The following is a 21,736-nucleotide window of genomic DNA, read 5'->3' as shown; positions in this document are numbered from 1 at the left end:
GGTTAGAAGGGTATATAGTTAAAAGTAAATATAAACTATAATTCAGAACTATAGCCACAAAAAAGAGCAGCCATAAACATAGCTGCTCTCCTTTTTCAACTTATATATACTTATTGGTACTCTCAGCGGTCTTCGGTGCCTTGCTCGTTGTCGGTTCGGTTTTGCGGCGTTGGGTTGTTAGACCCGAATTTACCTACGGCATCATTCTTCAGGCTATTCGAAATATCTTTCTGTCCACTCTGGTCGGTTTCTGTTCTGCCGCCCTGGGTAGGTTTGTTCTGGTTACCCGTTCCGGAGGCATTAGGGTTATTTGCTCCCTGGTTGGTTATTTGCTGTGATTTCTGTCCGCCTTGTTTTCCTGTCTCAAAAGAGTTTTCAGGATTATTTGATGAACGGTTCTGCTGCTCTTGATTCTTATTATTCTGATTGTTTTTCATGGCTTTATAGTTTACTGTAGTTGTTACAATGTTAGCTTAAACTATAAATGGCTTCAGACATTCTGAAGCCATTTATAGTTATTTTATCTCATTACTTTTTATTTGTTGGATGAGCCGCTATTGTTGCCACCGCCCTGGCTTCCGGCTCTTGCATGTCCTTCCGAATCACCGTGCCAGCCTTTGCCTTCGTTCTGGCTGCTTCTGCCCTGGGACTGAGAACTGCCACCACGCGATGCATTCATATTGCTTGAGGACGAACCAGAGGAGCTGCTGTTTTTATGGCTTTGGCTTCCTGCTTTCGCATGGCCTTGCGGATCGCCGTGCCAACCGCGTCCCTGTCCGGAGCTGTTGCTACTGTTAAGGTTAGATGTTCTTCCTGAAGATGATGAGCTTCCTGAGTTGGAAGAACCGCCTTGAGAAGACATAGAACCACGCATTGATGAGGAGTTCTGCGAAGAAGAACTCATGTTGCGCGAATTGCTATTTGAACCTGAATTGTTTTGAGCCTTATTGCCCGAGTTATTGCGTTTCATAGCTTTCGTAGTTTAAGTAAAACATATGCACCCTTGGGGTACATATTCTGTTTACGATGTAAAAGCCAGTCAGTTAATGTTTTACCACTATATAGCAGTCGGTTCAAGTTGTAATTTAACAACATTTCTAACCTAATCTGTATATAGCACTATAAACGTATAACAAAAGATGTATGTAACTGATATGTAAGCAATTCAATAGCTAAATGAGGGCGCTTAATGTAGATCGGACGCGGTATAATTCACGGATAAGCGGCAATTATTCAGCTTTGATTTGGATGTGAATTTTTTTTGAAATGATACCTATACTTTCTCGCAGTAAAGCACGATCGGCTTCTGATGCATATCTGTTGTAAAGAACAAATACTGGTTTCCGCCTTCTTTAATCCCCGTCTTTTTACGGATGTCGGCAACAGTGTCGGGGAAGTTGCGGACGGTAATGTTGGCCTGTTTTTGGGGCAGGCGGGCAAGCAGCTCCTTTTTATTAAACCGGCTTACGCCTGTGCACCGGAACACGCGCCCCGGAAAATCTGAGATCAGCGTATCGGAAGTGTAAAGATGACTGTTGGGATGTAGTTTGTTTACTGGGAACTGCTGAGTTATAGTTTTATAGGCTCCCGCTTTCAGAATAGCTGCATTTGGCTCATAGATATAAGCGAGTGGGTCGGAGTAGGGTGGCGTTATAGTTTGTTCCTGCCCGGTAGTAAACCTGAAAGTGCTGATGCTGACATCTGTTTTAATATTAACTGCTTCACGCTCCGGTTGCGCCGGCGGGTTTTGCTGCAACAGGTATAAAACCTCCTTACATTCATTCTGTACTGCTACTACCCATATTTTGGCCACCTTGCCTAGCTGCGACGCCGCCAGTTCAATATCCAGCATCGGCGAAGCCTTTAGTAAAACCTTATCCGCTTTCTGCAGAAGAATAGGCAACAATCCGAGTATGTCCGGTTCGCAGTCCTGCAGCAAATGCAGTTTTTCTGACTGGTCGCCGCGGCGGGCAGGGTCTAAGTAAATCACATCAGCATGGCCGGTAAAACCCTGGAGAAATGCTGCAGCCGTAGTAGCTATCGTTTGTATGTTGGCTGCACCCAGCAAGCCAAAGTTATAGTTGGCGATCTCTGACAGTTCACGGTTTTGTTCCACGTGTACCACCTTATCAAAACTTTTAGAGAAGTAGTAACTATCGGCACCGAAACCTCCGGTAAGGTCAACCAGGAGTTTGCCCGGTAACAGCGCTGCCTTAAAAGCTGCCGTAGCCTCCGATGAGCTTTGCTCTACAGAAATATTTGCCGGGAAAACAAGGTCGGTGTTCTTAGCCCAGTCCGGGAGTTTGGCCATAGCCTTCTGCCGTGCCTGTATCTGCTGTACAAGTTCAGAAACGGGCAGATCAGGGTAACGCCTGGCCTGCAGCATAAGCGCCGACGGTTGCTGGTGCAGGTGCTCCGTTATAAACTCTTTCTCATTCTCATTAAATGTACGCATACTCCAGTAACGTTTTCCGGCATTATGATCGGGCTGTACAACAAAAGTAATGCTTAAATCAGAATACCTGCTAACTGGTGTTTTGTAAACTATAACTATAGCTAAACCTTTTAAATCTCAGCTGGTTGTACTTCTACAAATAAAATTATCATTAGCCTAAAAAATGAAAGCTATGAAAAAGTGGATGAAATTTATGGTGCTGGCTGTTATGCCGGTGGCAATGCTTACAAGCTGTGACGATGAAGACGATGACCCTATCTCACCGGGACAGAATGACGAAGCCATGGTTATGGTCGTGCACGCTTCACCGGATGCCGGTGCTGTTGACCTGTTGGTAGATAATGTAGTAGCCGGCTCTAATCTTTCTTATCCTGATAATACCGACTACCTTACAGTAGAAGAAGGCGACAGAGATATTAAAGTAAATGCAGCCGGTACCCAAACCACGGTAATAAATACAACTTTTGATTTTGAGGATGATACATTTTATACTGTTTTTGCAGCCGGAACAGTAGCCGAAGACGATGATGCGGACCTGGGCCTGCTTGTGCTCACCGATGATCTGACAGCTCCGACAACTGGTAATGCTAAAGTGCGTTTTGTGCACCTTGCACCTGATGCCCCGGCTGTAGACATTGTAAACGTTACTGACCCTGCAAACGAAGCGGTACTGTTTGACGCTCAGAATTACCGCGATGCGACCGCTTTTGCATCTGTACCGGCTGGTACGTATAACCTAGAAGTGCGCACTGATGCCGGAGGTACAACAGTATTGCCTTTAAATGACATAGTGCTGGAAGCAGGTAAAATATACACCGTGTTTGCCAATGGCTTTGTAACACCCCCAACCGGTAATACAAATGCCTTAGGAGCAGAGATTATAGAACACAAAACAGAATAGTGAGGCATAAAACTATAGTTGCAAAAAGCAGCGTTTTGCCTGATGGCAGGCGCTGCTTTTGTGCTACTAGCTGTTGCTTAACTATTTATTGATTTGCGTAACAAATTCCGTAATTTTGAGTTTTCAAATGAAAAGCATAAAAAATGGTAGATACATTCCTGAAGTACAAAGTAAAAGATATTTCGCTGGCAGCCTGGGGCCGCAAAGAGATTAAACTGGCTGAAGCTGAAATGCCGGGTCTTATGGCCATCCGTGAGGAGTTTGGCCCAAGCAAGCCATTAGCCGGAGCCCGCATTGCCGGTTGCCTTCACATGACGATCCAGACAGCTGTGCTGATCGAAACACTTGTTGAACTGGGTGCTGAAGTTACCTGGTCATCTTGTAACATTTTCTCTACACAGGACCACGCTGCTGCTGCCATTGCTGCTGCCGGTATCTCTGTATATGCCTGGAAAGGTATGACTGCTGAAGAATTTGACTGGTGCATCGAGCAAACCCTGTTCTTCGGCGAAGACCGTAAGCCACTGAACATGATCCTGGATGATGGTGGTGACTTAACAAATATGGTACTTGATGTTTACCCGCAGCTGGCTCCGGGCATTAAAGGCCTTTCTGAAGAAACTACTACCGGTGTACACCGCCTTTATGAGCGCGTGAAAAACGGTACGCTTACAATGCCTGCTATCAACGTTAACGACTCGGTGACAAAATCTAAGTTCGATAACAAGTACGGCTGTAAAGAATCATTGGTAGATGCGATCCGTCGTGCTACAGACGTGATGATGGCTGGTAAAGTAGCTGTAGTTGCTGGTTACGGAGATGTGGGTAAAGGTTCTGCTGCTTCGCTGAGAGGTGCAGGTGCCCGTGTTATAGTTACCGAGATCGATCCGATCTGTGCGCTGCAGGCTGCTATGGATGGTTTTGCCGTGAAGAAGATGGTTGATGCTATCAAAGAAGCTGACATTGTAGTTACAGCAACCGGTAATAAAGACATCATTACAGAGCAACATTTCCGTTTGCTGAAAGATAAAGCGATCGTTTGTAATATCGGTCACTTCGATAACGAGATCGATATGGCTTGGTTAAACGGCGCTTACGGTCATACAAAAGATGAGATTAAGCCACAGGTAGACCTTTACAACATCGAAGGCAAGGACATTATAATTCTGGCTGAAGGCCGTCTTGTAAACTTAGGTTGCGCTACTGGTCACCCATCGTTTGTAATGTCTAACTCGTTCTCTAACCAGACACTGGCACAGCTGGAGCTCTGGACCAACGCAGCAGCTTACGAGAACAAAGTTTACACATTGCCTAAGCACCTGGACGAGAAAGTTGCCCGCCTGCACCTTGGTAAGATTGGTGTAGAACTGGATGTGCTTTCTGATGACCAGGCTGCCTACATTGGTGTGGAAGTAGAAGGTCCGTTTAAGCCGGAATATTACAGATACTAGACAAAAACTAGTTCTTTAAACTATAAAAGGCCGGTGCAGCAATGCACCGGCCTTTGTTTTTATAGCTCCAACTATAGTTGGCTATAGTATGTTAAACCGTGACATGAGTGTTTTTTTGTAAGACTTACCTATTGGTACCTCACCTTTGCTGAACACAACAGCATTTTCTTCTAGGGCATCTACTTTATCGAGGTTGGCAATATAGGAGCGGTGCACGCGCACAAAATTATGCGACGGGAGCTTGCTTTCCATATCCTTCAGGGTAGAGCTAACCAGGTATTTCTGATCAGTGGTTACTATAAACGAGTAGTTATCGTAGGCTTCAACCCACAGTATATCGCTGTACATTACCTTAATAATGCGGTGCTTCACCTTTACGAAGATATAATCCTGCGATGCCTCCTGTTCTTTGGGAGCCGGGTCGGGTTGCTCGTGCGAATTTTTCCCGTTACTATTCCCGCCGTTACTATTCCCGTTAGGGTTTCCGCTTCCATTTGGCTTATGGCCGTGCTTATACAGCGCGATCTCTATAGTTGAGCGCAGGCTTTTTTCGTCGAAAGGTTTCACAAGGAACCCGTCGGGCTCTGTCTTTTTTGCCCGGTCTATAGTTGACTTATCGGCATAGGCCGTCAGGTAAATAAAAGGAATGTTAAACTCCTCCCTGATGCGTGAGCCAATATCCACTCCGTCAGCGTTTCCTTTCAGGTTAATGTCCAGCAGTACAAGGTCGGGATGCGTTTCCCGGATCATATCAATCGTATCCTCCCCGGTATCTATGGCACACGTTTCGTACCCCAGATCCTTCAGGCATGCAGCAATATCTTCTGCAATAATGACCTCGTCTTCTGATATGAGAATTTTAGGTTTTGTCATAGCATTAGGTACTTACGTGAAAAATTGAATTATGATGGCAAAACAAAAAACAATATTGTTTTTGTGCCATTATTGTTGTCATTTATAATTTTACCATCAAGCTTTTTGCTTAATGAGGAAACCAATTGCAAGCCAAAGGATTGTTGTTGATCAGGTTCTTTAAAAGAACCAATACCATTATCCCAGACAGTAAGCTGGTAACGGTTACTTTCCAGGTGCTGGAGTTCGATACCAAGACTGCCGGCGCCAGAATCAGGGAATGCATATTTTAACGTGTTCGATACAAGTTCGTTTACAATAAGCCCGAGTGTTATCGCCGAATCCAGATCTATGTTGGTAGGAGGGATGTCTAAGAGCAGGGCAACTTTCTCTTCTGATACACCATAAGCTGCATACAGGCTTTCGCATATCTCCCTGAAATAATTTTCAAGATCAATGTGTTCCAGGTTGTCGTGGCGGTAAAGGCGCTCGTGTAGTAGTGCCATAGAGCGTACGCGGCTACGGATGGCCTGCATCACCTCTATTGCTTCGGGGTCTTTTACATGGCGGGCCTGCAGGTTCAGTAAGCTGATAACGATCTGGAGGTTATTTTTAACGCGGTGGTGCACTTCCTGTAACAGCAGTTCTTTTTCGCGGTGCTTGCGCTCCAGCATACGGGTGCGGTGTTTTACGCGCATGTCCAGGAGGGTATTCATTTTGAGCAGGCTTTGCTCACGTAATCTTATTACAGTTATAATAGCGCCGGTAATTACCAGTAAAAGCAAACCAATAAACCACTCGCGGCGCCAGACAGGGGGTACTACCGAAAAAGTATAGCTTAGGGGCTTTGCTGTCCAGTAGCCGTCATTGTTCTGTGCCTTTAGTTTAAAAGTGTAGACTCCGGGTTGCAGGTTAGCATATGTGGCAAAGGTTTGGTCTGAGGTTTCGGACCATTGCTGGTCGTGGCCGGTGAGCATGTATTTATATTTTACTTCGGAGGGAGCCGAAAGGCAAATGCCATGATAATTAAACGTAATATGGTTCTTGCTGTATGGCAGGCGAAGGTTAATGGGCAACCCCGAAGCATCTGTTTCAAACCCCTGCTGCTGCCAGTCAGTTTGCCGCATAAATAATTTAATGTCGGTTAACATCAGCTCCGGGGTCGCTTTGTTTATTCTGTCGAGCTCCGGGATGTATTGTGTTAATCCTTTCTCAGTTCCAAACCATATGGTTCCGTCCGGAGTTTGCGTGATGCCGTTATTTGAAACCTCAAATCCTCTGAACCCATTGTTTCCGCCATACGTCCTGTACCTGAGCTTCTGCTCCTGATGAAAATAAGGCAGGTCGATCTTAAGTACATTGCTGTTCGTGCCAACCCATAAATTGTTGTTACGGTCCGAGTATATGGTTTTAATACCTTCGTTGGGTAAGCCGTTAGTTGATGTAAAGAGTTTTGCTTTGCCACTTTTGCTGTGGTACGCCAGCAGACCGTAGTTGTAGCCCCCGAAATATAACCAGCCATTGCTGTCTTCTGCTATGGATACCACTTCACCAAACGACTGGTTTTTGAGTGGCTTTACGGGGCGTAGCTGGTTGTTTTCTATAAGATAGATACCATTCTTTGTTCCTGCCCAAATCCTGTTCTGTTTATCGTGGTAAAGGTGGTATGTTTCGCCGGCCTGTTCGCCAGCTGCCGTGGTTATAGGTACAAATCTGCCGTTCTGGAGGTAAGCAATTCCGTTGGCTGTCGCAAACCAAAGCTTCTTATCCTTATCAGCAACTATAAAATATACTTTTTCTGATGGTAGACCCTGCGCGGTAGTGTAATGTTGTGCTTTATCCGGTGTAAGATTCCAGACGCCTTTGCTGGTACTCACCCATACATCCTCCTCTGATCTCACCCACATACTATAAAGAACAGTTCCGGGTGGCCATTCTTTTGCCTGCAACATGGTCAGTTGCCCGTTCTGCATATATGCTGCATCCCCATTGTCTGTGCCAAACCAAACACGGCCTTTCGTATCCTGAGCCAGTGCCGTAATGTGAGGGTCTTTTATAGTTCCAAGCTCGAAAAAGTGCAGAAACCATTGCGAGCGCTTCTGCTGTAAACCATAGCCGTCGGTTCCAATCCAGAGGTTGTTTTCCTTATCCGCTAAAAGCGAGGTGGTGTGAAGAGAGCTTAGCCCGTTTGCTTTTGTCAGGTGTTTTGTCTCCCGGTCATGTAGGCTTACTATGCCATCGTGCTGCAAACCGACCATTATATTCCCGTTGATATTCTTCTCGAAATCTGAAACAGCCGGGTTTTTAACTGTAGCCGGGAGGGAAGGGACGGTGATGTGATCGTTCGTAAAAACAGCAGGACCTTCTGTGGTACCTATCCAGACGTTGCTTGTGCCTGGTTCGTTAAAAATGGCCGTGATAGTATTGGATGGAAGCTTGTATTGCGGGTTGGAGAAATGGTAGAGGCTGTCTTGTTCTAACCTGTAAATGCCGTTAGACTTGCTTCCGGCCCAGAGGTCACCTTTTGTATCGCAGTAAATTACCTGGTAGGGCTGTTTTTCAAATTCAGGCGATCTTATAAACCTACTACCGGTGAGCATAAAGATACCTGAGTCAGTCGCTACCCAGAGTTTGCCTACTTTATCTTCGGTTATACTGGAAATGTTGCCGCCAGGCAATCCTGCTTTTATACCGTAAGTCGTAAATTTTGCGCCATCAAAACGTGTTAAGCCATTGTCAGTGCTTCCTATCCAGATGTGTTGGCGGCTATCCTGAAAAAGACAGGAGGTATTATTGCTGGCGAGGCCCTGTTGCCGGGTATACGTATGGAAGGTGTTACCATCAAACCGGCTTACACCTCCGCGGGTCGCTACCCATATCTGCATGCGGTGGTCCTGGAGGATATCGTTAACTTTTGATTGCGGAAGACCGTCTGCTAAGGTCCAGTTGCGGAAATTGTATTGTTGTGCAAGCACAGCATTTCCGTTAACGAGCAGTAACCACAGCAAACATAAAAGGCGCATAAACTATATCCCGGGTAGTAGCCAAAGAATTATCATGTAAACTCCAGGCTTTCAAAACAATTAAACTATTACAAGTGTGTTTTGTACTACGGATGTATTCTGAAAAAGTAGATGCGAAAGAGAAGGTTTCTGAAAATTAGTGAATGCTCATTATATCCTTGTAAATAGCTAACGTGTGCAGGGCAGTTTCTTCTTTTGAGAATTTAAGTACTTTCTGGCTCGCATTTGCAACAATGCTTTCGCGCAGGACGGGTTGCTGTATCAGGAGTAAGGCTTTCTCAGCAAAAACGGCAGGTTGTTTTATTGGAGCGAGCATGCCGGTTACGCCATCTTCTACCATTTCGGGTATGCCGCCGGTAGCAGAAGCTACTACCGGTACGCGGCAGGCAAAAGCATCGAGCACCGTTGTGCCTAAGCCTTCTTTTATAGTTGTAAAAATGAACATATCCAGTTCAGGCATTACCTGGTGCACATTTTTAATAAAACCGGTAAAAACAACATCGTCACTGAGGCCTATGTCTGCTGCATACTTTTTTACTTCCTGCTCCAGTTTTCCGGTACCTATAGCCAAATAAATTGCCTTCACCCCCTGTTCTTTCAGCAGCTTTGCCGTTTCCAGGTATGTAAAGTAATCTTTGTGCACATCTATCGCTGATATGTTCCCGATAAGCAGTTTATCTTCCGGGATATGATAGGTACGGCGCAGGTAATTGGTTTTGGTGGCAGGGAGGTCTTTAAAGCGATCGAGGTTAATGCCGCTGTATACGGTAACACATTTGCTACCATCTTCTATACTTTGTGCAAGCACCTCACGCACCCGTTCAGAGATGCAGATGATCCGTTTAATGCCCTTATAGTTGTATTTATAGTTCGAGAGAAAGCTACTACCAATCGGGAACTCTACACGTCTGCTTAATACCAAATCGCAGTTAGCACCCAGCATATGGGCCAGTACTCCTATCGTGTGTGCGTGGCTTGCCTGCATGTGTACCAACTGTATCTGGTGCTTGTTGATATAGTTCTTAAGCTGCAGCGCGGTAGGTATGGGGAAAACCTTGGTAAAGGGCAGGGCGATGTAAGGGAAATCGTTTTGTTTGCAATACTCTTCAAAAGCTGACCCTTTGCGGCAACAAATATGGCAGGTTATACCAAGCCGGCGGAGTTCTTCCAGCAAATAGGCTACCTGTTGCTCGCCGCCGCGCCACGACCTTTCAGAAACTAACTGCAGTATCCGCATCTTACTTAAGCGTTATGTTTTCCTGCTGCATCCGCCAGATCTTAAGGTAGCGCATAAATATACTGGAAGCAGACAGGTAACTTATGACAAACCCGACTTTACCATCCAGTATGCCCAGCTTAAAAATGTAGTGTCTGAAAAACCGGAATGACGGCTTTAGCATTAAATGATACAACGACACTTTTTTAGTCCGCTTAGCTTTGTCGTTTGCCGAAAGGGTGCTGTATGTATTCCATTTATCCAGGTAATGCGGAAGGCTGCGGTATGTATAATGCAGCATTTTATGCTTCAGTTTGCCAGGCTTCCCGTCCTGCATGATAAGCTCTTCGTGCACATTTTTATCGGAGTATCGGTTCCTGCTTTTATCGAACAATCGAACTACGCCGTCGTTCTGCCAGCCGCTATAGCGCACCTGTTGGCCCATAAAAAAGTTGCTCCTGAAAATAGTATAAGCCGAATTAGCAGGTGAGTTTTCCAGTAGCCTTTGTATTTCATGTTGCAGTTGCGGCGTTATGCGCTCATCTGCATCCAGCATCAGCACCCAGTCGTAAGTAGCCTGGTCCAGTGCCCAGTTACGCTGCCGTGAATAATTTTCGAAGGCATGCTGCAAAATTTTTACCGGATAATTGCCTGCTATAGTCAGGGTATTATCCGAACTATAAGAGTCAACTATAAGCACTTCATCAGCCCAGAGCAACGACTGTATAGCACCTTCAATGTCCTTTTCTTCATTCCGGCAGATAATGATGGCACTCAGTCTTGGCATGTCTGGCTATAGTATAGTTCTGATATCATGTAAAATTAGACAAAGCCCGGCATTTTTGAAATTAAATATACGCTGCAACTTCACCTGGCTAAACTATAGCACTGCCTGCCAAACCAAAAGCAGCAATACATACCTTATTTGCGTATACGTTAGACTATAATTGCCCTGGTGGTACGGGTTGCGCGTTGCGGCTGCAACCCTGAAGTGCCAAGAAGGGTATGTAATTAAAATTCCTATATTTGCGTATAATACGCCATTAAGGGACTCGATAAAAGTACAAACTACACGTAAATGAGCGAGCAAACAGGTAAACAACTAAGTAAGGAGGAAAAAGACGCACGGTTCGAGGCTGAACTACTGCCTGTGCTGGACCCTCTGTACAACTTTGCCTATAGGCTCACCTTAGACGAGGACGATGCCAATGACCTGGTGCAGGAAACATATTTAAAGGCATACCGCTTCTTTGACTACTTTGAACAAGGAACTAATGCTAAAGCATGGCTGTTCCGAATCCTGAAGAACTCCTTCATTAATGAGTTCAGGAAAAAGAGCAAGCAGCCCGCTAAGGTAGACTATAGCGAAGTAGAAGGTTACTACAATACTGAAGACGTAGAAGGTGATAATGGCGTAGCCACAACAACCGACATGCGTTCCGAAAGTGTGCAGGACCTGATCGGAGATGAAGTAGCAAGTGCCCTGAATACCTTGCCTGTAGACTTCAGAACTGTGATTATTTTATGTGACCTGGAAGGGTTTACCTACGAGGAAATGGCCAAAATACTGGACATTCCGATAGGTACTGTACGATCCAGGTTACACCGCGCCCGAAACTCCTTGAAAGAGAAACTAGAAAAGTACGCTAAAACTATGGGTTATAACAGTTAGAAAAATACTTTAGAGTTGAGTAAAGATGGAATCGAAATTTACGGAAATGTATCAGAAAGAACCTGCTGAGGAAAAAGATGGAGCGTGTGAGCAGGTAGCAGACATGCTGGACTCAGTTGTGGACGGAGAAGCGTCTGCAGATGAGCAGAAATTCTTTAATAGCCATATTGAAGAATGCGTGAACTGCTTTGAAAGCCATCAGAAGCAAAAACTCCTAAAAGGTCTTGTCAGTGGTCACCTTAAGCGTGTTATAGTGCCGGCCAGCCTGGTACAGACCATTAAAGCCAAAATACAGGAAACTATTTAAACACCCCTGATGCAAGGAAAGATCATTATCTTCTCGGCTCCCTCCGGTGCCGGTAAAACCACTATTGTAAAGCATCTGCTTAGCGTAAATCCAAATCTGAACTTCTCTATTTCTGCCTGCACGCGCGATAAGCGTGGCCGCACCGAAGTAAATGGTAAAGATTATTACTTCATCACCCCTGAAGACTTTAAAGAAAAGATTGCAAACGACGAGTTTGTAGAATGGGAAGAAGTGTACGAAGGTGCATTTTATGGTACGCTTAAATCAGAAATAGAACGCATCTGGCAGAGTGGCAAACATGCCATACTGGATGTAGATGTAAAAGGAGGATTAAGTATAAAGCATTTTTACAAAGAAAGAGCACTTGCCGTTTTCGTAAAGCCACCTTCTATTGAAGAGCTGGCAAACAGACTGCAGGCCCGCAACACCGATTCAGCATCAAGCATCAGCAGCCGCGTATTTAAGGCCAAGTTCGAGATGGGGTTCGAAGATCAGTTTGATGAAGTGATCGTGAACGACAACCTAGAGACTGCCTGCGCCAAAGCTGAAAAACTGGTAAACGATTTCCTTAAGTCAGAACCTGCTATCGTATGAAGGTAGGGCTTTTGTTTGGTTCCTTTAACCCGATCCATACCGGCCACCTTATACTTGCCAACTATATGGCCAACAACACCGACCTAGATACGGTGTGGCTGGTCGTGTCGCCACAAAACCCGTTTAAGCCGAGCAATACCCTGCTGCACGAGTTTGACAGGCTGCACATGGTGTCGCTGGCGATAGCTGATAATCCGAACCTGGGTGTATCGAACATCGAGTTTAGTATGCCTAAGCCAAGCTACACGATTGATACATTAACCTATTTACAGGAAAAGTATCCGAGTTATGAGTTTGTGCTGATCATGGGAGAGGATAACCTGGCGCTGTTTCCGAAATGGAAGAACTATGAGCGCATCCTGGAATATCACCAGGTATATGTTTACCCGCGTTCCGGTTCTGTACTGGATGAGGTTGCTGCTTTCCCGAACATGAAGTTTGTAAAAGCCCCTATCCTTGATATTTCAGCTACGTTTATCAGGCAGTGCATCCGGGAAGAAAAGAGTATAAAGTACATGGTGCCCGATGATATCATAGACTATATAAAAGTTCACAAACTGTATTCCTGACCCAAACTATAGTTTAGCTTAAACTATAGTTATACTATAAGTTTCTAGTTGCTTCACTTCAAACTATAGGATCAGGCAAACCGGTTTCTATAGTTGGGTTAAAAACAAAGGAGCCTCACAATATCTGCGAGGCTCCTTTGTTTTATAGTTAGGTAATACGCTACCCGGAAATTAGATTGTCATGATCTCTGCTTCTTTCTTGGTTAGCAGCTCGTCGATCTTCACAATGTATGAGTCGGTCATTTTCTGAACTTTGGCTTCTGCATCACGCACTGCATCTTCTGAAGTACCTTCTTTCTGCAGTTTTCTCAGCGAGTCATTCACATCTTTACGGATGTTACGCACAGCTATCTTACCAGATTCAGTTTCGTTCTTAACCTGCTTTACCAGTTCACGACGACGCTCTTCTGTAAGTGCCGGAATGTTCAGTCGGATAGCATCTGCTTCCTGCTGCGGGTTAAGGCCAAGGTCGCTGTTCTTTATGGCTTTGTTGATCTCACCTAGCATGTTTTTCTCCCAGGGTTTGATCAAAAGAGTACGGGCATCCGGAGTGGCAACGTTTGCCACCTGCGAAACCGGAGTAGGGGTACCATAATAATCTACTTTCAGGTCTTCTACCATAGCAGGAGATGCCTTGCCAGCTCTGATCTTTGTTAACTCAGAGTTCGTGTGCTGCACTGCTTTTTGCATCGACTCCTCTGCTTCGCTGAGGTAAAACTGAATTTCTTCCGTCATATCAATTGTAGCTTAAGATTCTTGTTAAACTATAGTTATTCGTTGTGGTTGCAAAAATACTAATTTTTATCACTTCGCGATAAAGGGTTAATTACGCCTCTGCCGTCATGGATACCAGCGTACCAACTTTGTCGCCTTGTACGATGCGCTTTAGGTTGCCAGGCGTGTTCATGTCAAACACGATGATGGAAAGATCGTTTTCCTTACAAAGCGTAAAGGCAGTCATATCCATCACGTTCAGGCCTTTATCAAACACATCTTTGAAAGAGATATCTGAATAGAAAATGGCATCCGGGTCTTTCTCAGGGTCAGCAGAATAAATACCATCCACGCGCGTACCTTTCAGAACTACATCTGCTTCAATCTCAATAGCGCGTAAGCTGGCAGCTGAGTCGGTTGTGAAGTAAGGGTTACCGGTACCGGCGCCAAAGATAACGACACGGCCTTTCTCTAAGTGGCGTACTGCACGGCGGCGAATATAGGGCTCACATACCTGCTGTATGTTGATACCAGAAAGCAGGCGGGTATAAACACCCAGTTTCTCCAGAGCACTTTGTAAAGCCATGCTGTTGATGACCGTAGCCAGCATACCCATGTAGTCTCCCTGAACACGGTCCAGTCCTACCTGTTCGGCCTGCACACCTCTGAAGATGTTGCCTCCCCCGATAACAACTGCCACCTCTACACCCAGCGCGGATACTTCCTTAATCTCCTGTGCATACTGCATCAATCTGTTCGAGTCGATACCGTACTGCTGCTCACCCATCAGCGCTTCACCGCTTAGCTTTAACAAAATTCTTTTATACTTCACGATCTATAGTTTGTATAGTTTATTGGATACTTTATAAATGTGCCTGGGCGGCAGACGTGCTGCTCGGCTGGCAACACAAATAATTTAAAATAAGATCAAAACCTGGTTTTTTTCCACGTTCTGCTTTACGGCAACTTTTATCTCCTTCACTATACCATCGCCCGGCGACTTCAGGATGTTCTCCATCTTCATCGCCTCCAGGATCATGATCGGATCACCTTTCTTCACTTCCTGGCCTGGCTGTACTTTTATCTCAAGTATCAGTCCCGGCATAGGGGCCTTTACATCATTCACTTTCTGTGCGTTGGCATTGCTCATACCAAGCTTATCCAGTAACAGATCGAACTGGTCCTTTACGGTTAGCGTATGGGTAACGCCGTTGATCTTAAACGTGAACGCTTTGGCCTGGTAATCGGCCTGCACAAGCTCCGCCGTGTAGGATTTATAGTTGTGAATAATGTGGTAGGTGTTAGTGCCTATCGGTGTGATATCCCAGTTGAAAGGAGTTTCGTTGAGAAGTATAGCATCTTTCTGTATGTCAACCTGCCATATTTTGTCGTTAGCGGTTTTTACCTGCAGCATCTCTTATTTCTGGTTTTGGAGCCTAAAGATAGTTGAATTCTCAGAGTAATTTTAGAAATTGAAGTCAAAATTAAAAACAACCTAACATGAATCATCGCTTTCTGAGCATAGTTGGCCTGGCTACAACAATGGCATTTGCAGGCGGCTGCGCCACCAATAAAGAAGCAACAAACGCCTCAAAAAATAACCCTGACAGTTCTAAAGCTGCGGTAGCACAAACCGATGTACCGGTATGGGCACCAAAATATCATGAGTTCAATCCTTCGCGAACCAAAAAGCACGATCTGCTGCACACAACGCTTCGCGTTAGCTTCGACTGGGAAAAACAATACCTGCATGGCCTGGCCGAACTTACCTTAAAGCCATATTTCTATCCGCAAAATACGCTGGTGCTCGATGCCAAAGGCTTTGATATACACCATGTAAACTTAATGAAAGGATACGACGGCACTCCGCTGAAGTACGAATACGACGGGCAAAAACTAACTATAGCTTTAGGCAAGACCTATAACCGCGACGAAAAATATACTATAGAAATAGACTATACTGCCAAGCCAAATGAGCTGGCAGCCGGCGGCAGCGATGCCATTACTGAAGACAAAGGTTTATACTTTATTAACCCGCTTGGCACAGAGCCAAATAAACCACGCCAGATCTGGACACAGGGCGAGACTGAAGCAAGTTCGGCCTGGTTCCCAACTATAGATGCGCCGAACGAGCGCATGACCCAGGATATCTACATAACGATAGATAAAAAATACACCACGCTCTCCAACGGTACTTTTATGTCGTCGCGCCAGAATGCGGATGGTACCAAAACAGAACACTGGAAACAGGAATTACCACATGCTCCTTACCTGGCCATGATGGCGATAGGAGAGTATGCTATAGTTAAAGACAAGTGGCGCAATCTGGAAGTAAGCTATTATGTAGAGCCTGAGTATAAGAACACTGCCAAGAAAATATTCGGGAATACGCCAGAGATGATGGAGTTTTTCAGCAAAAAGCTTGGGGTTAACTACCCTTGGGCAAAGTATGCGCAGGTGGTCGTACGTGACTTTGTATCAGGTGCTATGGAAAACACCTCGGCTTCCACGTTTATGGAAGACCTGCAGCTAAACGAACGCGAACTGCTGGATAAAAACTGGGACAACATCATTGCACATGAGCTTTTCCATCAGTGGTTCGGCGACTATGTAACGACAGAGTCGTGGGCTAACCTGCCACTTAACGAAGCGATGGCCAACTATAGTGAATACCTGTGGGCCGAGCATAAATTCGGGGCAGACGAAGCTGCTTACATCCAGATGGATGAAATGAACCAGTACCTGGAGGAGGCAAAAACAAAAAGAGAACCTCTTATCCGTTACCGCTATGGTGATAAGGAAGATATGTTTGACAGCCACTCGTATGCCAAAGGTGGCCGGGTGCTGCACATGCTCCGCAAATATGTAGGCGACGAGGCTTTTTATGCATCGCTTAACCGTTACCTGACACAAAATAAATTCACTGATGTGGAAGTAGCCGAACTGCGCATGGCTTTCGAAGATGTGACAGGTGAGGATTTGATGTGGTTCTTTGATCAGTGGTTTATGAAGCCGGGACATCCGGAGCTAAGGGTAAAACATGCATTCCAGAATGGTCAGTTAACTATAGCGGTTCAGCAGTTACAGGATACAACTTACTCGCCTGTTTACCGCCTGCCGCTTAAAGTAGCGGTCTGGACAAATGGCAAGAGAACAGATTACCCGATCGAGATCACCAAAGCAAATCAAACCATTACCCTGCCGGTAACTACACAGCCACAATTAGTGCTTTTCGATGGCGAGCAACAACTGCTTGGCGTAGTTGAGCATGAGAAAACCCCGGAAGAACTGCGTTACCAGTTTTATAACAGCAACCAGGTAAAGGCTGAGTATGAAGCTCTGACAGAACTGACTAAAAAAGCTGATTCAGAGATTAAACTTCTGCAGGATGCGCTCAACAATGATTTCTGGTTTATCAGAACGATGGCCATAAACGCATTAGTGGATATCAAACCAGATGCGCACCCAACTATAGTTGCTAAGGTAAAACAGATGGCAAGGCAGGATAAGAAAGGGTCGGTTAGGGCTGATGCTACGTTGCTGCTTGCTGGTTGGGGAGGCAATACCTATAAAGCTATTTACGAAGAAGCGCTGAAAGATAGCTCTTATCAGGTAGTGGCAGCTGGCATAATTGCTTATGCCGGTACAGGTGCCGAAGATACCAAACAAAAGCTAAGCAGATTTGAAAACGAAGAGAACGAAGAAGTAGCTATAGCTTTATCCTCTTTCTACGCTTTGCAGGGTGGCCCGGAAAAATATGACTGGTTTGTAGAGAAAATTAAGAACAGTAAAAGCAGTGGGAAATACTACATACTGCAGAGTTTCGCCGCTTACCTGGCAAGTAACAGCTCAACCAATACACCACAAACTATAGACATGTTGGCCGATATAGCACAGAACAATAGCCTCTATTATGTTCGCATGGCAGCGTTCCAGGCTTTAATGGTTATGTCAGATAAACCTGAGGTGAAACAAATATTAGAAAAAATTAAAGCGCAGGAAAAAGATAAACGCCTGATAGAGATGTACAACCAGGCGTTTTAAGCAAAATGGGCTAATTTTTTTGAAGAATTTTTGAACGATTATTTGACAGTAATAAAAAAGCGCTTAATTTTGCATCTCTTTAGAACGAACAGCGCATCTGGCGCAAAGGTTTTAAAGAGTAAAGCTGATTAAATTTAGCGTTTGGGGAGATTCCAGAGCGGCCAAATGGGACGGACTGTAACTCCGTTGTTGTAATGACTTCGCAGGTTCGAATCCTGCTCTCCCCACCAAATTTAAATGATTGAGTAGATGGATTGTAGTGATTTATTTACTCATTCACTTATTCAATCATTTAAAGTTTAAAAGCGGGAGTAGCTCAGTTGGTAGAGCGATAGCCTTCCAAGCTATAGGCCGCGAGTTCGACCCTCGTCTCCCGCTCAGTAGAACAGATTTTAAATCTTACGGGTTTTTGCAGGAAGGAATTTCATGTATATGGATTTCCTTTTTAGTATAAACAAAGATTTAGAAAAGTTAAAAGCCGACGTAGCTCAGGGGTAGAGTACTTCCTTGGTAAGGAAGGGGTCGTGGGTTCAATTCCCATCGTTGGCTCTAAGTCTGTTCGTGTTAATGAGCACAACTTAAACTTAAACGTTTTAACCTTAATTTTATATCATACAATGGCTAAAGAAACATTTGACCGCTCCAAACCGCACGTAAACATCGGTACAATCGGTCACGTTGACCACGGCAAAACAACTTTGACTGCTGCCATTACTACAGTATTGGCTAACAAAGGTCTTGCTCAGCTACGCGACTTCTCTTCAATTGATAACGCTCCTGAAGAAAAAGAAAGAGGTATTACAATCAATACTTCACACGTAGAATACGCTACTGAAAACCGTCACTATGCACACGTTGACTGCCCAGGTCACGCTGACTACGTGAAGAACATGGTTACTGGTGCTGCTCAGATGGACGGTGCTATCCTTGTGGTTGCTGCTACTGACGGTCCAATGCCACAGACTCGTGAGCACATCCTTCTTGCTCGTCAGGTAGGTGTTCCTCAGCTTGTAGTGTTCATGAACAAAGTGGACATGGTGGACGATCCAGAGCTTCTTGAGCTTGTTGAAATGGAAATCCGTGAGCTTCTTTCTTTCTACGACTTCGATGGCGATAACATTCCGGTAATCCAGGGTTCTGCTCTAGGTGGTCTGAATGGCGATGAGAAGTGGGTGAAAACTATCGAAGAGCTTATGGCTGCAGTAGATAGCTGGATTCCAATTCCTGCTCGTCTTGTTGACCTTCCATTCCTGATGCCAGTTGAGGACGTATTCTCAATCACTGGTCGTGGTACAGTAGCAACTGGCCGTATCGAGCGTGGTGTAATCAACTCTGGTGAGCCAGTAGAAATCCTTGGTATGGGTGCTGAGAACCTTAAGTCAGTAGTTACTGGTGTTGAGATGTTCCGTAAGATCCTTGACAGAGGTGAAGCTGGTGACAACGTAGGTCTTCTTCTTCGTGGTATAGAGAAAACTGATATCCGTCGTGGTATGGTTATCTGTAAGCCAGGTTCAGTGAAGCCACACATGAAGTTCAAGGCTGAAGTTTACGTTCTTTCAAAAGAAGAAGGTGGACGTCATACGCCATTCTTCAACAAGTACCGTCCACAGTTCTACTTCAGAACAACAGACGTTACTGGTGAGATCATGCTTCCAGAAGGAGTAGAAATGGTTATGCCTGGTGATAACATCACTATCGAGGTAAACCTGATCAACAAAGTAGCAATGGAAAAAGGTCTTCGTTTCGCTATCCGTGAGGGTGGTAGAACAGTAGGTGCCGGTCAGGTAACTGAGATCTTAGACTAATTATACAAAAGCAGCCCGTTCCTGATAAATAAGTTAGGAACGGGTTTGTTTTTAAAAAACAATTGAATAAATTTGCACTCCATTTGAATTAATGGTGTGCATTTTTTTACGGGTGTAGCTCAATTGGTAGAGTAGTGGTCTCCAAAACCATTGGCTGGGAGTTCGAGTCTCTCCACCCGTGCAAATTTAATTACTCAGGCATTTAAGACGATGAGCAACGTTAAAGACTATATAAACGGAACGGTAGAGGAAATGAGAGATAAAGTCTCATGGCCTTCCTTTAAAGAATTACAGAATAGCTCTGTACTTGTATTAATAGGCTCTTTAGTGTTTGCTCTTGTAGTAGGTGCCATGGACTTTGTTTTTGATTCTTCCCTGACGTGGTTCTATAACCAATTTTAATAAGAAGCTATGGCTGATTTAAAATGGTATGTAGTACGCGCCGTTAGTGGACAGGAGAAAAAAGCAAAAGCATATCTCGAAAATGAGATCATGCGCCATAACCTGGGTGAATATGTGCCACAAGTTCTGATACCTGCTGAAAAGGTGTATGAAATGCGTGGTGGTAAAAAAAGAATCAGAGAAAGAAACTTCTTTCCTGGTTATGTGCTTGTAAATGCTGACCTGAGCCACGGCGAAGCTGAGCACCTGATCATTAGTACGCCAGGTGTAATTGGCTTTTTAGGTTCAGGTACAGGAGACGCAAGCAAAAAGCCGGTTCCGCTTCGTCAGTCTGAAATTAACAGAATACTGGGAACAGTAGATGAAGCAGAAGAGCAAGCTGAAGTATTGGATACACCATTTATAGTTGGAGAAACTATAAAAGTAATGGATGGACCATTCAGTGGATTCTCAGGAACAGTAGAAGAAGTGTTTGAAGAGCGTAAAAAGCTTAATGTAATGGTGAAGATTTTCGGAAGAAATACACCGGTTGAGCTGAATTACATGCAAGTAGAAAAAGAATCGTAGTAAATAAATAATGGCAAAGGAAATTAAAGGTTACCTGAAACTTCAGGTAAAGGGAGGTGCAGCGAATCCATCGCCACCGATTGGACCTGCACTTGGTTCTAAAGGTCTTAACATCATGGAATTCTGTAAGCAATTTAATGCCAGAACCCAGGAGAAGCCAGGACAAGTGTTACCAGTATTGATTACAATCTATGCAGATAAGTCTTTCGACTTCGTTATTAAAACGCCCCCTGCTCCGGTATTGTTAATGGATGCTGCTAAAATTAAGGTCGGTTCAAAAGAGCCAAACCGTAACAAAGTAGGTTCAGTTACTTGGGATCAGGTAAAAGAGATTGCAGAACTGAAAATGCCTGATTTAAATGCTTTCAAACTGGAGTCTGCCATGAAAATGGTAGCTGGTACAGCAAGAAGCATGGGTATAACAGTTTCTGGAAAAGCTCCGTGGAACGAATAATAACAGTTAGAGGATAATGGCGAAGATATCAAAAAATAGGAAAGCGGCTTTAGCTAAAGCTGACCTAGCAAAAGAGTATTCTTTGACGGATGCAGCCTCAGTTGTAAAAGAAATCACTTTTACAAAATTTGATGCTTCTGTTGATATAGATGTACGCTTAGGAGTAGACCCTCGTAAAGCTGACCAAATGGTTCGTGGTATAGTTACCCTTCCACATGGTACAGGTAAAGAGGTTAGAGTGCTGGCATTAGTTACACCTGACAAAGAGCAGGAAGCTAAAGATGCAGGTGCTGATTTCGTTGGTCTTGATGATTATATTCAGAAGATCGAAAAAGGCTGGACTGACATTGATGTGATTATCACAATGCCAGCAGTAATGGCTAAAGTTGGTCGTTTAGGTAGAATATTAGGTCCTCGTAACCTGATGCCAAACCCAAAGTCTGGTACAGTTACACAAGATGTAGCGAAAGCTGTGAAAGAAGTAAAGGCTGGTAAAATCGACTTTAAAGTTGACAAAACTGGTATCATCCACACTAGTGTGGGTAAAGTTTCTTTCTCGCCAGAGCAGATCGCTGCTAACGCTGCAGAAGTAATTGCTACACTCAACCGTCTGAAGCCATCTTCAGCGAAGGGTACCTACATTAAGAGCATAACATTGTCTAGCACAATGAGCCCGGCCGTAATTGTTGATAAGAACGCAACTATCTAAG

22 protein-coding genes and 4 tRNA genes are annotated in these 21,736 nt (G+C 44.6%); 16 read left to right on the top strand and 10 right to left on the bottom strand.

Features of this window, described 5'->3' with window-relative positions:
- Window positions 1-122: 122 nt before the first annotated feature.
- The 3 genes from KYK27_RS03585 to KYK27_RS03575 all read right to left on the bottom strand — a co-directional run bounded on the left by KYK27_RS03585 (window position 123) and on the right by KYK27_RS03575 (window position 2,455).
- Entirely contained in the window at window positions 123-437 is a 315-nt protein-coding gene (locus tag KYK27_RS03585; RefSeq protein WP_199108652.1) for a hypothetical protein, read from the bottom strand.
- A 98-nt stretch (window positions 438-535) separates the two neighbouring features.
- Window positions 536-970 carry a hypothetical protein gene (locus KYK27_RS03580; protein ID WP_199108651.1) on the bottom strand — a complete coding sequence of 145 codons (435 nt, stop codon included), beginning with the start codon at window positions 968-970 and terminating at the stop codon, window positions 536-538.
- A 303-nt stretch (window positions 971-1,273) separates the two neighbouring features.
- Window positions 1,274-2,455 (bottom strand): THUMP-like domain-containing protein, encoded by a 1,182-nt coding sequence (locus tag KYK27_RS03575; RefSeq protein ID WP_199108650.1) that lies wholly within the window; start codon window positions 2,453-2,455, stop codon window positions 1,274-1,276.
- A gap of 163 nt (window positions 2,456-2,618) precedes the next feature.
- Here KYK27_RS03575 and KYK27_RS03570 point away from each other — a divergent pair, with 163 nt between their 5' ends.
- Both KYK27_RS03570 and ahcY read left to right on the top strand, forming a co-directional pair.
- Window positions 2,619-3,356, top strand: coding sequence for a DUF4397 domain-containing protein (locus tag KYK27_RS03570; RefSeq protein WP_246594251.1), 738 nt, complete (start codon window positions 2,619-2,621; stop codon window positions 3,354-3,356).
- Window positions 3,357-3,499: 143 nt separating this feature from the next.
- Window positions 3,500-4,807: an adenosylhomocysteinase gene (gene ahcY / locus KYK27_RS03565; protein WP_199108648.1), complete on the top strand. Its 1,308-nt coding sequence runs from the start codon at window positions 3,500-3,502 to the stop codon at window positions 4,805-4,807.
- An 81-nt stretch (window positions 4,808-4,888) separates the two neighbouring features.
- Here the strand turns inward: ahcY and KYK27_RS03560 are convergent, their stop codons facing one another.
- The 4 genes from KYK27_RS03560 to KYK27_RS03545 form a co-directional block, all read right to left on the bottom strand.
- On the bottom strand, window positions 4,889-5,680 hold the full coding sequence (locus KYK27_RS03560; protein WP_199108647.1) for a LytTR family transcriptional regulator DNA-binding domain-containing protein: 792 nt from the start codon (window positions 5,678-5,680) through the stop codon (window positions 4,889-4,891).
- Between the two features lie 29 nt (window positions 5,681-5,709).
- Entirely contained in the window at window positions 5,710-8,682 is a 2,973-nt protein-coding gene (locus KYK27_RS03555) for a two-component regulator propeller domain-containing protein (RefSeq protein ID WP_199108646.1), read from the bottom strand.
- Between the two features lie 136 nt (window positions 8,683-8,818).
- A complete protein-coding gene (locus tag KYK27_RS03550) occupies window positions 8,819-9,919 on the bottom strand; it encodes a glycosyltransferase family 4 protein (protein ID WP_199108645.1) in 1,101 nt (366 codons plus the stop codon).
- A 1-nt stretch (window position 9,920) separates the two neighbouring features.
- Entirely contained in the window at window positions 9,921-10,685 is a 765-nt protein-coding gene (locus KYK27_RS03545; RefSeq protein ID WP_199108644.1) for a glycosyltransferase family 2 protein, read from the bottom strand.
- 291 nt (window positions 10,686-10,976) lie between these two features.
- Between KYK27_RS03545 and KYK27_RS03540 the strand changes: the two genes are divergently transcribed.
- Genes KYK27_RS03540 through nadD form a run of 4 tightly spaced genes read left to right on the top strand, consistent with a single transcriptional unit; the run spans window position 10,977 to window position 13,040 of the window.
- Window positions 10,977-11,570: a sigma-70 family RNA polymerase sigma factor gene (locus tag KYK27_RS03540; protein ID WP_162346186.1), complete on the top strand. Its 594-nt coding sequence runs from the start codon at window positions 10,977-10,979 to the stop codon at window positions 11,568-11,570.
- A gap of 25 nt (window positions 11,571-11,595) precedes the next feature.
- Window positions 11,596-11,877 (top strand): anti-sigma factor family protein, encoded by a 282-nt coding sequence (locus KYK27_RS03535; protein WP_199108643.1) that lies wholly within the window; start codon window positions 11,596-11,598, stop codon window positions 11,875-11,877.
- A gap of 9 nt (window positions 11,878-11,886) precedes the next feature.
- Window positions 11,887-12,471, top strand: a complete 585-nt coding sequence (gmk, locus tag KYK27_RS03530) for a guanylate kinase (protein WP_162427733.1) — start codon at window positions 11,887-11,889, stop codon at window positions 12,469-12,471.
- Window positions 12,468-13,040: a nicotinate (nicotinamide) nucleotide adenylyltransferase gene (gene nadD / locus KYK27_RS03525; protein ID WP_199108642.1), complete on the top strand. Its 573-nt coding sequence runs from the start codon at window positions 12,468-12,470 to the stop codon at window positions 13,038-13,040. The genes gmk and nadD overlap by 4 nt, the downstream gene beginning before the upstream one ends.
- A 171-nt stretch (window positions 13,041-13,211) precedes the next feature.
- Here the strand turns inward: nadD and frr are convergent, their stop codons facing one another.
- From frr to KYK27_RS03510, 3 genes are all read right to left on the bottom strand, one after another.
- The gene (gene frr, locus KYK27_RS03520) at window positions 13,212-13,775 is read right to left on the bottom strand and encodes a ribosome recycling factor (protein WP_199108641.1); all 564 of its coding nucleotides are present in this window, start codon (window positions 13,773-13,775) and stop codon (window positions 13,212-13,214) included.
- A gap of 91 nt (window positions 13,776-13,866) precedes the next feature.
- Window positions 13,867-14,586: a UMP kinase gene (gene pyrH / locus KYK27_RS03515; RefSeq protein WP_199108640.1), complete on the bottom strand. Its 720-nt coding sequence runs from the start codon at window positions 14,584-14,586 to the stop codon at window positions 13,867-13,869.
- 84 nt (window positions 14,587-14,670) lie between these two features.
- Window positions 14,671-15,168: an acetyl-CoA carboxylase biotin carboxyl carrier protein subunit gene (locus tag KYK27_RS03510; RefSeq protein ID WP_199108639.1), complete on the bottom strand. Its 498-nt coding sequence runs from the start codon at window positions 15,166-15,168 to the stop codon at window positions 14,671-14,673.
- 86 nt (window positions 15,169-15,254) lie between these two features.
- Here KYK27_RS03510 and KYK27_RS03505 point away from each other — a divergent pair, with 86 nt between their 5' ends.
- From KYK27_RS03505 to rplA, 10 genes are all read left to right on the top strand, one after another.
- Window positions 15,255-17,798, top strand: coding sequence for a M1 family metallopeptidase (locus KYK27_RS03505; RefSeq protein WP_199108638.1), 2,544 nt, complete (start codon window positions 15,255-15,257; stop codon window positions 17,796-17,798).
- Between the two features lie 143 nt (window positions 17,799-17,941).
- Window positions 17,942-18,028, top strand: a tRNA-Tyr gene (locus KYK27_RS03500).
- A gap of 75 nt (window positions 18,029-18,103) precedes the next feature.
- Window positions 18,104-18,176: transfer RNA gene (locus KYK27_RS03495), tRNA-Gly, on the top strand.
- Window positions 18,177-18,275: 99 nt separating this feature from the next.
- A tRNA-Thr gene (locus tag KYK27_RS03490) sits at window positions 18,276-18,347 on the top strand.
- A gap of 68 nt (window positions 18,348-18,415) precedes the next feature.
- A complete protein-coding gene (gene tuf, locus KYK27_RS03485; RefSeq protein ID WP_199108637.1) occupies window positions 18,416-19,603 on the top strand; it encodes an elongation factor Tu in 1,188 nt (395 codons plus the stop codon).
- Window positions 19,604-19,711: 108 nt separating this feature from the next.
- Window positions 19,712-19,784, top strand: a tRNA-Trp gene (locus tag KYK27_RS03480).
- Window positions 19,785-19,813: 29 nt separating this feature from the next.
- On the top strand, window positions 19,814-20,005 hold the full coding sequence (secE, locus tag KYK27_RS03475) for a preprotein translocase subunit SecE (RefSeq protein WP_162427726.1): 192 nt from the start codon (window positions 19,814-19,816) through the stop codon (window positions 20,003-20,005).
- 9 nt (window positions 20,006-20,014) lie between these two features.
- Window positions 20,015-20,572: a transcription termination/antitermination protein NusG gene (gene nusG / locus KYK27_RS03470; protein ID WP_162427725.1), complete on the top strand. Its 558-nt coding sequence runs from the start codon at window positions 20,015-20,017 to the stop codon at window positions 20,570-20,572.
- A gap of 10 nt (window positions 20,573-20,582) precedes the next feature.
- Window positions 20,583-21,026: a 50S ribosomal protein L11 gene (gene rplK / locus KYK27_RS03465; RefSeq protein WP_199108636.1), complete on the top strand. Its 444-nt coding sequence runs from the start codon at window positions 20,583-20,585 to the stop codon at window positions 21,024-21,026.
- Window positions 21,027-21,042: 16 nt separating this feature from the next.
- Window positions 21,043-21,735 carry a 50S ribosomal protein L1 gene (rplA, locus tag KYK27_RS03460; protein WP_199108635.1) on the top strand — a complete coding sequence of 231 codons (693 nt, stop codon included), beginning with the start codon at window positions 21,043-21,045 and terminating at the stop codon, window positions 21,733-21,735.
- Window position 21,736 lies beyond the last annotated feature (1 nt).

This window comes from Pontibacter populi, assembly GCF_019336435.1.
Taxonomy (GTDB): Bacteria; Bacteroidota; Bacteroidia; order Cytophagales; family Hymenobacteraceae; genus Pontibacter; species Pontibacter humidus.
Note: the sequence above shows the minus strand (reverse complement) of the source record. Positions and strands in the feature narration are given on the sequence as shown.